We start from the raw sequence: 12,430 nt of genomic DNA, 5'->3' as shown, positions 1-12,430 counted from the left end.
CATGCTCGACGACCGACTCACCCCGGAACGGATCACCGTGAACGACCTCACCTTCCTCACTGTCCGCGACAGCGACATCGTCGACGAGACCGGCAGCGTCGTCCGCCTGTCAGGCGTCGGCCTCGGCGGCTGGATGAACATGGAGAACTTCATCAGCGGCTACCCAGGCAACGAGGAGCGCATCCGCCGCCTGCTGCTCGACCGGCTCGGCAGGGAGGCGTACGACGCATTCTTCGACGAGTACCTCGACGGCTTCATCGACGAGCCGGATGCCGCGTTCCTCGCGTCCATCGGGATCGACAGCGTCCGCATCCCGTTCAATTACCGCCACTTCGAGGACGACGCCCGGCCGTTCCGCCTGCGAGAGGAGGGATTCGCGCGGCTGGACAGAGCGGTCACCACGCTCGGCAGACACGGCATCCGGTCCATCCTCGATCTGCACGCCGTGCCAGGAAGGCAGAACCAGCACTGGCACAGCGACAACCCGACGCACGTCGCCGAGTTCTGGAACCACCCGCACTTCCAGGACCGCGTCGTGCACCTCTGGGAGGCGATCGCCGAACGCTTCAAAGACCGCCCGGAGGTCGCGGGCTACAACCCGATCAACGAACCGGCCGATCCGAGCGGCGACGTGATCCTGCCCTTCTACGAGCGGCTGGAGAAGGCGATCCGTGCCATCGACCACCGGCACATCCTGTTCCTCGACGGCAACAAGTACTCCACCGACTTCAGCGCGTTCGACCGCCGCTCCGACCCGCTGCCGAACACGGTGTACACGGCGCACGACTACGCGCTCCCCGGCATCACCAGCGCGTCGGAATACCCGGGGTGGACCCGCGGAGAGTATTTCGACCGGGCTGTGGTCGAGCAGACCTTCCTGCGGCGCACCGAATACATGCGGCGGACGGGGACGCCGATCTGGATCGGCGAGTTCGGGCCCGTGTACACCGCCGACCGGACCCAGGATGCGTTCCGCCTGCAGTTGCTGCGCGACCAGTTGGACATCTACCGCGAGCACGGCGCGAGCTGGGCGCTCTGGACATACAAGGACATCGGCCTGCAGGGCCTGATGCACGTGCGCGAGGACAGCGAGTATCTGCAGACGATCAGGCCCGAACTCGAGACCAAGGCCAGGCTCGGCGTGGACTCCTGGGGCGGTTCGGACGCGGGAGTGCGCGACATCCTCGACCCGATCGACGCCGTGTTCGCCAGAGAGTTCCCCGACTTCGCGCCGTACCCGTGGGGGCGTCAGCCGCACGTGGCGGTCCTGGTGCGGCACATCCTGCTGGCCGAGCCGCTCGCCGAGCGGTTCGCCGACCGGTTCCGCGGACTGAGCCCAGACGACGCCAGGCGGCTCGCCGGCGCGTTCCGGTTCGGGAACAGCGTCGAGCGCACCCCGCTGGTGGAACTGCTGCGGGAGCACATCGCCGCAGGCCGCTGAGCCGCCGAGCCCAAGGGCCGCCGCGCCGCCGAGGCACTGGCGAGGCTACGGCAGGGGCGCGATGCCCTCGTGCCGCACGCGCCAGCCGGCTCCGAATCCCGGCGCATCCGCTGCTCCATCGAACCCGGCCGCCATCATCCCGGCCGCCAGCAGCAGTCCCCCGTTGCCGGGAAGGTAGATCGGCAGCGACTCGTTCTGCCGGTTGTGCCCGTTGACGAGATAGGTGTTCTTCGGGCGATCCATCAGCAGGCAGTCCACCGCCAGCTCGGGGGCGCCGAGCCTGGTCGCCGTCATCGCGGCCATGGGGAAGTCCCAGCCCCACGTGGAGTCCCAGTCCCAGTCGGCCAGCACGTCGTCCAGCGTCGCGCGCATGGTCTCTGGATGCACGAGCGGGGTGCCGGGAACGACGCCCAGTGCGGCGAGCATGCTCGGGTGGTCGTCGCGTACCAGGGAGGGCGGGGTCGCCAAAGCCACGTAACGGCCATCGCGCTGCGGTAGCGGAGCCATCCCGGCCGCGACCGCGCGCCACCGCGACGGCACCGTCAGTCCGAGGCGTTCGCGCCAGCGACAGGCGACGCCGAGTGCCCACGCCCAGTACGCCAGCTCGAATGCCGGGTCCTTCGCCGTCGCCCTCGTGTCCGCGTACGACTCCTGCGCCGGCACCAGCGGCGGACCGAGGTGGAAAGCTCCGTCGTCGGCCGCGGCGAAGGCCGCCATGAACTCCGCCGTCTCGAACACGACGGTCGCCCAGCGCTCCAGCGTCTCCCGTGACGGGTCCGCCCGGTAGAGCAGCTCGGACAGATGGATCGGGTGCGGCTGCTGCCAGACCAGGAACGGCCCGATCGGGCTCGGCGCCTCGCGGCCGTCCGGTCCCACCTGCTTGGGCCAGCGCGCTCCGGGCAGCCCCTGCGATCGCGCCGTCGCCCGTGCCAGGTCGATCACGGTCTCGTACCACGGCATCGAGCGCAGCAGCAGCTCCGTTCTCCCCCACGGCGCCTGCCAGGCCTGGTGCCACCAGTGCATCTCCAGGTGGAACTTCCCGCGCCATGAGTTGAGCATCAGACCGGTCTCCGCCGGCGGCTGACTTCCCGTATTGATCGCGGAGAGGTACTGCGAGAGCACGATCCGCCGCTCGAGCTCCTGTGCGCGCGAGTCCTCGCTGTCGGCCAGCTCGATCGCTCCGCCACTCTCCCAGAACCGCGCCCAGTGCGCGTCGCTCGCCGCGAACACCGCGTGCGCGTCGAGCATCGCGCCGTCCCTGCCATGCGGCAGGAACTCGAGCACCACCTCCAGCGGCCGACCCCCGTCCGTCGCGCGCAGCACGAACGCGTGCGGTCCGACGCTCTCCAGCTCCGCTCCGCTCACCGTGAGCTGCACGGCGTACCGCGTTCGGTCCAGGATGCGCTCGATCCGCCACCCGTCCTGGATGCGCGTGGCGCGACTGGTGTGCGCGTCCTCACGCATCCAGTCGGCCGCGTTGCCCCACGCCTCTGAGCCGTATGGGAAGGCCAGCCGCAGGCCAAGCTCACCGGTGCCGTGGATGCGGACGGCCACAGCGTCGCGATCCGGGTGCACCGCTGTCTCGGTGCGGAACGGACGCCCGGCGATCCGGAACGAGCTGCTGATCCGCCCTCCGGTCAAGGACAGCCGCTGGTCGATGTGCGTCAGGTCCAAGGCTGTGGCGGCGCTGTCCCCGGTCCACAGGCCGATCCTGCCGAGGTCGAGCCTGTGCGGGTTGTTCCTCAGCCACTCCTCGTCCACGGACTGGCCGCTCGCGCTGTCCGCGCTGAGCGCGCCGCCGAGGTCGGCGTAGAGCGCCGGCCCGTGTGGACTGTCGTATGCGTGCAGCGGCAGCGCCAGGCCATCTCCTCCCGGCGTCGAGTGCCACCCCCAGGTGCTCATCGTGCCGAGCATGGTGCCCGGCTGCTCGCCGTAGCGCGCTGCCACGGGATACGCCCCCGGGAACGTCTGCAGCCCGGTCGGATCGACCGTGAAACCGAATCCGCCGTTTCCGACGCTCAGCGGCGAAGACGGGTCGATACTGTCGACGTGCACGTCGTGGCGGGCGACGAGCCGCGCGCGGTCGATCTGGGGCATCTGATCACTCTCTCGGAGGGAAAGGGCGGAACGGGAAAGCCAGGCGGCCGGCTCAGCTGAGCCGCCCGCCTGGACTTCACGTGTCGATCAGCCGTCGGTGTCGAGCGACTGCTGGAGCTGGCTGATCCAGCTCTCCGCCCCCTTCGCCGCCGTCGTCTTGCCGAACAGGATGTCGGACTCCGTGCGCTGCGAGAGGTCGTTCATGATCGCACCGCCGGCCGGCTGCGGCGGAGAGACGACGCCGACCTTCAGGATGTCCTCCAGGTAGCTCGCCGACTGCGCATCCGTCTCGCTGAGCAGCGGCTTGACCACCGGCAGGATCGTGCTGTTGAACGGCAGACCGCGGTCGGCCAGGATCACCTTCGCCGAGTCCTTGTCGTTGAGCAGATAGTTCACGAGGAGTGCCGACTGGGCCGGGTGCTTCGTGGTGGCCGCGATGGCCCAGAACTGGGAGGGGAGCACGGAGACGCCGGTGGTCGACGTGTTCGTCGGCGGCTGCACGATCTCGACCTTCGCGCCGTTCGTGCCGGCCGTGTACGCGCTGAGCTGGTTGCTGTATGCGAAGCTCATCGCCGCCTTGCCGGTGCCGAACAGGGTCTGATCCGGAGTCACGTTCCAGTGCTGCACGATCACGGACGGGTCGGGCAGGCCGCCGCCCTTCACGAGCTTCTGCTCCATCTCGTACCACTTCTGGATGTCGGCGGCCTTGACCGCGATCTTGCCCTTGTCGGTGTAGATGCCCACTTTGTTGAGCTGTGCCGCGTACGTGCCGAGGACATCCTGCACGCGGAGGTCGAGCCCGACCACGCCGTCGCCCGCCTTCTTGCTGATCGTGTCAGCGGCCGTGATGAAGTCGTTCCAGCTCCAGTCGTCCTTGGGAAGCGCGACTCCGGCTTTCGCGAACAGATCCTCGTTGACGAGGAGCCCGATCGCGTTTCCGCCGGTGGGAAGGCCGTAGAGCGCGCCGTCGACCTTCGCGGCGGTGAGCGCGCTCTCCGGATAGTCGGCGGTGGACAGGTAGGGCTTCACGGTCGAGAGGTCGAGGAGCGATCCCGCCGCCCCGTAGTCCTGCGGCTTCGAGCCGCCGAGCGCGAAGACGTCCGGCGCCGTTCCCGACGCGAAGTCGGTGGAGAGCCGGTTGAAGAGATCGTCGGGAGCGCCGACGGGCTCCGCAACGACGGAGATGTTCGGGTACTTCTTCTCGAACATCCCGATGACCTTGGTCATGATCGCCGCGCGGGCGTCGTTCCCCCACCAGGAGAGGTGCAGGGTGACCTTCTCCTTCGCGTCGTACGACGCCGTCGGAGCGGACGATCCACCGTCGCCTGGTGAGCCGGAGCAGCCGCTCAACAGGAGCGAAGCCGCCACGATGCTGCTGAGTGCTGCCCCTGTGAGCAGCCGGTTCCTACGCGTCATTGCGCCTCATTTCGTGAAAGTGTTTCCAGAACGCTCGGCCTCGATCTCGTCGGGAGGACTGTTTTCGAGAAACCGGTTTCACGCACGGTAGCAGCCATCGGCACGACGTGTCAACGCTCGGTCAGCTCCGCACCGGACCTGCGGATCCGCGCACCTCGACCCTCGGCTGGAACACCAGGTTGTGCGACGGCCGCTCCTCCTGGATGAGCGAGTGCAGCCGCTGCCACGCCTCCACCCCCAGGTCCTCGTGGGGCACGGATGCGGTGGTCAGCGGTGGCGCGCAGAACCGGGCGAACGGGATGTCGTCGAACCCGGTCACCGAGATCTCGCCAGGGACATCCACCCCCAGCTCCTGCAGCCCGTTGATGAGTCCGATGGCCACGAGGTCGTTGAACGCCAGCACGGCGGTGGCGCCGGTCTCCCGCACGGCCTGGGCGGCGGACGACCCGTCGTCGAGCCCGGCGCCGCCCCGGACATTGCTGACCGTCACCCCGTCCGCGGCCTGCCGGAACTCCTCGAAGCCGCGGAGCCTCGCCGCGTTCGACACGCTCTGCTCCGGCCCCATCACCAGGGCGAACCTGCGGTGCCCGAGGTCGTACAGGTGCCGCGCAAGCGCCTGGATGCCCGACTGGTAGTCGACGGACAGCGACGGAGCGGAGACCAGCGCGCTCGGCCGGTTGATCAGCACGAGCGGCTGCAGCGCTTCCGCGAGGGCGACGAGCTCCTTCTCCGGCATACGAGGCGCGCACAGCACGATGGCATCGCTCCTGCGACGGATCTCGGTGGCGAGCAGCGCCTCGTCGTCCGGCGACTCGGCGGAGTCGGCGACCAGGGCGCGGTAGCCGTCGCGCGCCGCCGTCTTGCTGAACCCGGAGAGCACCGCCTGGAAGGTGGGGTTCGCGAGGTCGGGAACGAGGAAGGCGACGGCTTTCGTCTGGCCGAGCGCCAGGGCGCGGGCGAGCTGGTTCGGCTGGTACTCCAGGGTGTGAGCAGACGCCAGGACGCGCTCCGCCACCTCCGGCTCTCCTGCGAACCGGCCGTTCATCACCCTGGACACGGTCGCGGGCGACACCCCGGCGTGCCTCGCCACCTCCGAGATCGTCGAAGACCCTGATCGTCGCACCATTTCCGTCCCTTCTCCGAACGATTCTTCCGTGCTCACAGTAACGCTCTTGTGAAACGTTGCGTTTGACTTTGCCCGCAGACCCCGGCATTATTCCGTACGACGCGAGAAATCGCTTTCACGGCCCACATCGTGGGCACGGCAGACGAGGAGGTCTTCGTGAGTAGTCTTGGCGAACTGAGAACCGTGGCGTTGAACGCCCGCCGAGGCGGGGCGAAGGTCAAACCTCGCTTCACCGACAACAAAGCGGGGTACGCCTTCCTCGCCCCCTGGCTGATCGGCGTCGCCGTCTTCACCATCGGCCCGATGCTGTACTCGCTGTACCTGTCGTTCACCAAGTACAACCTGCTGCAGTCGCCGAAGTGGATCGGCTTCGACAACTTCACCCAGATGTTCGCCGACGAGCGCCTGTGGAACTCGCTCCGGGTCACCTTCATCTACGTGATCGTCGGCGTTCCGCTGCAGCTCGTCATCGCGCTCGCCATCGCCATCCTCCTCGACCGGGGGATGCGCGGGCTCTCCATCTACCGCTCGATCTTCTACCTGCCGAGCCTCCTCGGCGGCTCCGTGGCCATCGCAATCCTGTGGACCCAGGTGTTCGGCAAGGAGGGCATCGTCAACGGGTTCCTGTCCTGGTTCGGCATCCAGGGGCCCGGCTGGATCTCCGACCCGAATACGGCGCTCGGGACGCTGATCGTGCTCCACATCTGGACCTTCGGCTCCCCCATGGTGATCTTCCTCGCCGGCCTCCGCCAGATCCCGGACATGTACTACGAGGCAGCGTCGATGGACGGGGCAGGCAGGGTGCGCCAGTTCTTCTCGATCACGTTCCCTCTCCTCACGCCGATCATCTTCTTCAACCTCGTGCTGCAGGTGATCTTCGCGTTCCAATCGTTCACGCAGGCGTACATCGTCTCCGGCGGGAGCGGAGGACCGTCCGACTCCACGATGTTCTTCACGCTGTACCTCTACCAGCAGGCGTTCACTCAACTGCACATGGGGTACGCCTCCGCGATGGCGTGGTTCCTGCTCGTCATCATCGCGGCTCTCACCGCGCTCAACTTCTGGCTCTCCCGGTTCTGGGTCTTCTATGACGACTGATCCCGCTTCCAGCACCCAGACGATGAGACCCGCAGAAAGGCACAGCGCATGACCGCAGCCGCAGACACCAGGCCCAACGGGCAGCCCCGTCCGAACGCAGAGCCCCGTCCGACCGCAGAGCGGCCGGGAACGGACGCTTCTCCCCGGCAGGACCGCCGGAAGCGAAGCGCGCGCCGCCCCGTTCGCTCGATCCTCAAGCACTCCGGCCTGATCCTGCTGTCGATCATAATGATCTACCCGCTGATCTGGCTGGTCGTCTCGTCGTTCAAGCCCAACGACCAGATCTTCACCAACCTCAGCATCTTCACGAACGAGCTGACCCTCGACAACTACGTCAAGGGCTGGAGCTCGCAGGGTCTGCCGTTCAGCGTCTTCCTCGGCAACTCGTCGATCATCGTCATCGGGGCCATCATCGGCAACTTGATCTCCTGCTCGCTCGCCGCATACGCGTTCGCCCGGCTGAACTTCCGGTTCAAGACCCTGTTCTTCGTCATCATGCTCGGCACGATCATGCTGCCGATCCACGTCGTGCTCGTACCGCAGTTCATCATCTTCAAGCAGCTCGGCTGGCTGGGCACCTTCCTCCCGCTGATCATCCCGAAGTTCGTCGCCACCGACGCGTTCTTCGTGTTCCTGATGGTGCAGTTCATCCGGGCACTGCCCAAGGAGATCTTCGAGGCCGCCCGCATCGACGGCGCCGGTCACCTCCGCACGTTCGTGCAGGTCACCCTCCCGCTCATGGTCCCCGCCCTCGCGACGACAGCGATCTTCACATTCATCTGGACCTGGGGCGACTTCTTCGGCCCGCTCATCTACCTGCGGACGACCAGCGTCTTCCCGGTCTCCGTCGCGTTGAAGGGCTTCGTCGACCAGCAGTCGACGTCCGACTACGGAGGGATGTTCGCCATGTCGGTCATATCGCTCGTCCCCCTGTTCATCGCCTTCCTCCTCGGCCAGCGCTACCTGGTCAAGGGCATCGCCACCACCGGCATCAAGTAGATCGAAAGAGAGCAATGACACACCAGACCCGCTACGCGCTCATCGGCACCGGCTCGCGCGCCCAACTGCATCTGGATGCGATCGTGGGCCCGCACGCGGACACGGCAGAGCTGGTCGCCTGGTCGGACACGAACCAGGGACGATTGGACTGGTACGAGCGGCGCCTCGCCGCCTCGGGGGTCGCCGCGCCGGCGCGGTTCGAGCCGTCCGAGCTCGCCGCGACCGTCGCATCCCTCGGCATCGAGCGCGTCATCGTGACCTCGCCGGACGTCACCCACGCAGACTACGTCGTCGCCGCTCTCGAGGCCGGCGCGGACGCGGTGGTGGAGAAGCCGCTGACGACGAGCGAGGAGGGCGTGCGCAGGATCGCGGACGCCGCGGAGCGCACCGGCCGCTCGGTGATCGTCACGTTCAACTACCGGTACTCCCCCCGCAACACCGCTTTGAAACGCGTCGTCGCCTCCGGGGCGATCGGCGATGTCACCTCCGTGCACTTCGAGTGGGTGCTCGACACCGCGCACGGCGCGGACTACTTCCGCAGGTGGCACAGAGACAAGGCGAACTCCGGTGGACTCCTCATCCACAAGTCGTCGCACCACTTCGACCTCGTCAACTGGTGGCTCTCCGACAGCCCTGCCCGCGTGTTCGCCAGCGGCGGCCTGCGGTTCTACGGCGCGGAGAACGCTGCACGGCGTGGGCTCGGGATGCGCCCGGAGCGCGGCTCCGTCGACTCGCCGCTGCGGGATGCGTTCAGCCTCGACCTGCGCGAGGACCCTCACCTGCGCGAACTCTACTTCGATCAGGAGGCATATGACGGCTACCTGCGCGACCGCGACGTCTTCGACCCGGGCATCACCATCGAGGACAACCTCTCACTCGTCGTCGACTATGCCCGCGGCGCATCCATGTCGTACTCGCTGAACGCGCACTCGCCCTGGGAGGGGTACACGGTCGCGATCAACGGCACGGCGGGCAGAGCGGAGCTGACGGTCGTCGAGCGCGGTGCTGTGCTGCTCGGCGACGACGGCCGCCCTGCCGTCGACCCGTCCGCCCACCCGGAGGCCGTCGCCGACGAGCGCACCCGGCCCGTCGGCGAGCGCCTGCTGGTGCAGAACCACTTCGGCGTCGCGCAGGAGGTCCCGATCCCGGTCGCGGAGGGCGGCCACGGCGGTGGCGACGCAGAGCTCCTGCGCGAGCTGTACGGGAACGCCCCCGCCGATCCTCTCGGTCGGACAGCGTCGTGGGCGGACGGCGTCCGCTCCGTCGCCGTCGGCCTCGCCGGAAACCGGTCGCTCAGCACAGGGCAGGCCGTCCGCACGTCGGAGCTCTCGCTCGGCGCGGGGGCCGCGGCGCTGGAAGGAGAGCGCCGATGAGCCGCTATCTCGTCACGGGCGGCGCCGGCCGACTCGGCCGCAGTGTCGTCGCCGTGCTCGCGGAGGCCGGTCACGACGTGGTCTCCGTCGACAGGACGGAGGTCGCGGGGTCTCCGGCGACGCAGGTCGTCCGCGACCTCACCGACGCCGCCTCGGTGCGGGACGTGCTCGCCGAGCACCGGCCGGATGCGGTGGTCCATCTGGCCGGGATCGCTGTGCCGTTCAGCGCTCCGGACGACGTGATCTTCCAGACCAACACCTCGCTCGCGTTCGCGGTGATCGCCGCCGCCCGCGACGCAGGGGTTGCCGCCGTCCTTCTGTCGAGCAGCCCGACCGTCGTCGGCTACAACGCGCCGACGGGCTGGGCGCCGACGTCCCTCCCCATCGACGAGTCGCACCCCGTCGCGCCATGGAACGCGTACGCGCTCGCCAAGGTCGCCATCGAGGAGCTGGTGGCCACCGAGATCCGGTCAGGCACGCCGACCCGCCTCGGGGTCTTCCGCCCCTGCTACGTCGTCTCGCCGGAGGAGTGGAACGGCGCGCCGACACAGCAGGGGCACACGATCGCCGACCGGCTGGATGACCCGAGCCTCGCCGCCGTCTCCCTGTTCAACTACGTGGATGCGCGCGACGCTGGCGAGTTCGTCCTCGCCTGGCTCACACAGCAGAACGCAGCACCGAACGGCTCCGTGTTCTTCGTCGGCGCAGCGGACTCGCTCGTGCGCGAACCCGTTGGAGAGGCCATCGCCCGGCTGGTGCCGGCCGCGGCACCGCTGTCCGGTGCGCTCGGCCCCGAGGACGCGGTGTTCTCGAGCGCTCTCGCTGAGCGCCTGCTCGGCTGGCGGGCACGCCGCACCTGGAGAACCGAGCTCGCGACAGAGGAGGTGGCCAGGTGAGCCGGCTCGCTTTCCGTGACGGCGTCCTGTTCTTCCCCGTCACGCCGTTCGACGCAGCCGACCGGGTCGACCAGGCCGTCCTCGCCCAGCACATCTCCTCCGGGGTGGATGCGGGTGCCGCAGGGGTCTTCGCGGCCTGCGGCACCGGCGAGTTCCACGCCCTGTCGATCTCCGAGTTCGGCGCGGTGGTCAGCACCGCCGTCGCCGCCGCGGCTGGCAGAGTCCCTGTCGTCGCCGGCGCCGGCGGACCGCTCGGACACGCCCGCGAGTGCGCGCGGGTCGCGGAGGAGGCCGGCGCCGACGGCCTCCTCGTCCTCCCGCCGTACCTGGTCTCCGGCCCGCAGGCGGGACTCGTCGCATACGTCGAGGCCATCGCGGCCGCGACCACGCTTCCGCTCATCGTCTATCACCGCGCGAACGCCGCACTCGGCGAGGACACGGTCAGGCGGCTCGCCGAGATCGAGCAGGTCGTCGGCATCAAGGACGGGGTGGGCGACATCGCGCTGATGCAGCGCTTCGTGCTCGCAGCAGCCGCCGAGGGCAGGGACCTGTTGTTCTTCAACGGCCTGCTCACCGCCGAGCTCTCGCAGGCGGCGTACCGCGCCATCGGCGTTCCGCTGTACTCGTCCGCCGTGTTCGCCATGGCTCCCGACCTCGCCGTGGCGTTCTTCGATGCGTACCTGGCCGGGGACGACGCCGCGCAGCGCCGGCTTCTCGACCGGTTCTACGTGCCGCTGGTGCGGCTGCGCGACGAGACACCGGGGTTCGCGGTGTCGCTCGTGAAGGCGGGGCTGCGCATCCAGGGGCTGCCTGTCGGGCCGGTGCGTGCCCCACTGGTCGACCCGACCTCGGAGCAGGAGGACAGGCTGCGCGCCATCCTCGACGCAGGGCGGGCGCTGCTGTGACGACCCGGGCGATCCGCGCTGTCGACACCAGGCTCGTCCGCATCCCGCTCGCCAGACCGTGGGGTCCGGACGTGCGCGACATCCGGGTGGTGCAGGTCACGGTCACGGACGATGCGGGAGAGCAGAGCGTGGGATTCTCCTGGACTCCGTCGATCGGCGGATCGGCGGTGCAGGCCCTGATCGACACCGACCTCGCACCGTTCGCCATCGGCCGTCCGGCCGAGCCCACCTGGTGGGACGACGCCTGGCTGCACCTGCACGAGGCGGGCGGTGGCGGGATCACGACCATCGCCATCGCCGGCCTCGACCTCGCTCTCTGGGATCTGCAGGCGCGCCGGCGCGGGCTCCCCGTCGCCGACCTGCTGGACCGCCGCCACTCCCAGCTCGCCGCATACGGCAGCGGGGTGAACCTGCACTACACGCTCGACGAACTGACGCAGCAGGCGAAGCGCTGGGTGGATGCGGGCTTCGACGCCGTCAAGGTCAAGGTGGGCAAGCCGGACATCGCCGAGGACGTCGACCGCATCCGCGCCGTCCGGGAGACCATCGGCCCCGACCGCGCCCTGATGCTCGACGCCAACCAGCGATGGAGCCTCGACACGGCCGTCTCCGCCGTCGAAGCACTCTCCCCGTTCGGCATCGAGTGGTTCGAGGAGCCGCTGATCGCCGAAGACCTCCGCGGCCACGCCGAGTTGAAGCGCCGGACGGGCGCAACCATCGCCGTCGGAGAGAATCTGCACACCGAGTCGCGGTTCGCGGAGTTCATCGACGCGGGCGCCGCCGACGTCTTCCAACCCAACGTGATCAGGGTCGGCGGCATCACCCCTGCCAGGCGCATCGCCGACCGCGTGCAGGCCGCGGGCGCCCGTCTCGCCTTCCACCTGCTGCCGGAGCTGTCGTCGCAGGTGGCCTTCGCGGTGGAGCAACCGACCTGGGTGGAGATCGTCGAGGACGCCGGTTTCGCCGAGCTCGGCGCCCTCACGTCGCCCACAGGGCTGGTCGTGCACGACGGCGTGGTGTCCGGCGGTCCCCTGCTCGGGCTCGGCTTCCGGTTCCGCTGACGTCGCTCTCCCTCCCGT

General features: G+C 68.8%; 10 protein-coding genes. 7 read left to right on the top strand and 3 right to left on the bottom strand.

The window, feature by feature from the left end; genetic code table 11:
* Position 1 precedes the first annotated feature (1 nt).
* Positions 2-1,441: a glycoside hydrolase family 5 protein gene (locus tag ASE16_RS07170; RefSeq protein WP_055892885.1), complete on the top strand. Its 1,440-nt coding sequence runs from the start codon at positions 2-4 to the stop codon at positions 1,439-1,441.
* A gap of 45 nt (positions 1,442-1,486) precedes the next feature.
* On the opposite strand, the gene ASE16_RS07165 is transcribed toward ASE16_RS07170, so the two are convergent.
* The 3 genes from ASE16_RS07165 to ASE16_RS07155 all read right to left on the bottom strand — a co-directional run bounded on the left by ASE16_RS07165 (position 1,487) and on the right by ASE16_RS07155 (position 6,080).
* The gene (locus ASE16_RS07165; protein WP_055892879.1) at positions 1,487-3,538 is read right to left on the bottom strand and encodes a hypothetical protein; all 2,052 of its coding nucleotides are present in this window, start codon (positions 3,536-3,538) and stop codon (positions 1,487-1,489) included.
* An 87-nt stretch (positions 3,539-3,625) separates the two neighbouring features.
* Positions 3,626-4,954 (bottom strand): ABC transporter substrate-binding protein, encoded by a 1,329-nt coding sequence (locus ASE16_RS07160; RefSeq protein ID WP_055892875.1) that lies wholly within the window; start codon positions 4,952-4,954, stop codon positions 3,626-3,628.
* Between the two features lie 121 nt (positions 4,955-5,075).
* The gene (locus ASE16_RS07155) at positions 5,076-6,080 is read right to left on the bottom strand and encodes a LacI family DNA-binding transcriptional regulator (RefSeq protein ID WP_055892872.1); all 1,005 of its coding nucleotides are present in this window, start codon (positions 6,078-6,080) and stop codon (positions 5,076-5,078) included.
* A 174-nt stretch (positions 6,081-6,254) separates the two neighbouring features.
* Between ASE16_RS07155 and ASE16_RS07150 the strand changes: the two genes are divergently transcribed.
* Genes ASE16_RS07150 through ASE16_RS07125 form a run of 6 tightly spaced genes read left to right on the top strand, consistent with a single transcriptional unit; the run spans position 6,255 to position 12,412 of the window.
* Positions 6,255-7,178, top strand: a complete 924-nt coding sequence (locus ASE16_RS07150; protein ID WP_402851608.1) for a carbohydrate ABC transporter permease — start codon at positions 6,255-6,257, stop codon at positions 7,176-7,178.
* 48 nt (positions 7,179-7,226) lie between these two features.
* Positions 7,227-8,177, top strand: a complete 951-nt coding sequence (locus ASE16_RS07145) for a carbohydrate ABC transporter permease (protein WP_055892867.1) — start codon at positions 7,227-7,229, stop codon at positions 8,175-8,177.
* Between the two features lie 14 nt (positions 8,178-8,191).
* A complete protein-coding gene (locus ASE16_RS07140) occupies positions 8,192-9,550 on the top strand; it encodes a Gfo/Idh/MocA family protein (protein WP_055892863.1) in 1,359 nt (452 codons plus the stop codon).
* On the top strand, positions 9,547-10,446 hold the full coding sequence (locus tag ASE16_RS07135; RefSeq protein WP_055892859.1) for an NAD-dependent epimerase/dehydratase family protein: 900 nt from the start codon (positions 9,547-9,549) through the stop codon (positions 10,444-10,446). The genes ASE16_RS07140 and ASE16_RS07135 overlap by 4 nt, the downstream gene beginning before the upstream one ends.
* Positions 10,443-11,351 (top strand): 5-dehydro-4-deoxyglucarate dehydratase, encoded by a 909-nt coding sequence (locus ASE16_RS07130; protein WP_055892856.1) that lies wholly within the window; start codon positions 10,443-10,445, stop codon positions 11,349-11,351. The genes ASE16_RS07135 and ASE16_RS07130 overlap by 4 nt, the downstream gene beginning before the upstream one ends.
* Entirely contained in the window at positions 11,348-12,412 is a 1,065-nt protein-coding gene (locus tag ASE16_RS07125; RefSeq protein ID WP_055892853.1) for a mandelate racemase/muconate lactonizing enzyme family protein, read from the top strand. Before ASE16_RS07130 ends, ASE16_RS07125 begins: the two co-directional genes overlap by 4 nt.
* Positions 12,413-12,430: the final 18 nt, after the last annotated feature.

It is taken from the genome of Leifsonia sp. Root227, from assembly GCF_001428745.1.
GTDB lineage: Bacteria > Actinomycetota > Actinomycetes > Actinomycetales > Microbacteriaceae > Leifsonia.
The sequence above is the reverse complement of the archived record's forward strand: the minus strand, read 5'-3'. Positions and strand labels throughout refer to the sequence as shown.

Coding starts and splice junctions, on each gene's coding strand:
- ASE16_RS07155 (WP_055892872.1), bottom strand. CDS start 6,080: ATGGTGCGACGATCAGGGTCTTCGACGATCTCGGAGGTGGCGAGGCAC.
- ASE16_RS07140 (WP_055892863.1), top strand. CDS start 8,192: ATGACACACCAGACCCGCTACGCGCTCATCGGCACCGGCTCGCGCGCC.
- ASE16_RS07170 (WP_055892885.1), top strand. CDS start 2: ATGCTCGACGACCGACTCACCCCGGAACGGATCACCGTGAACGACCTC.
- ASE16_RS07160 (WP_055892875.1), bottom strand. CDS start 4,954: ATGACGCGTAGGAACCGGCTGCTCACAGGGGCAGCACTCAGCAGCATC.
- ASE16_RS07135 (WP_055892859.1), top strand. CDS start 9,547: ATGAGCCGCTATCTCGTCACGGGCGGCGCCGGCCGACTCGGCCGCAGT.
- ASE16_RS07165 (WP_055892879.1), bottom strand. CDS start 3,538: ATGCCCCAGATCGACCGCGCGCGGCTCGTCGCCCGCCACGACGTGCAC.
- ASE16_RS07145 (WP_055892867.1), top strand. CDS start 7,227: ATGACCGCAGCCGCAGACACCAGGCCCAACGGGCAGCCCCGTCCGAAC.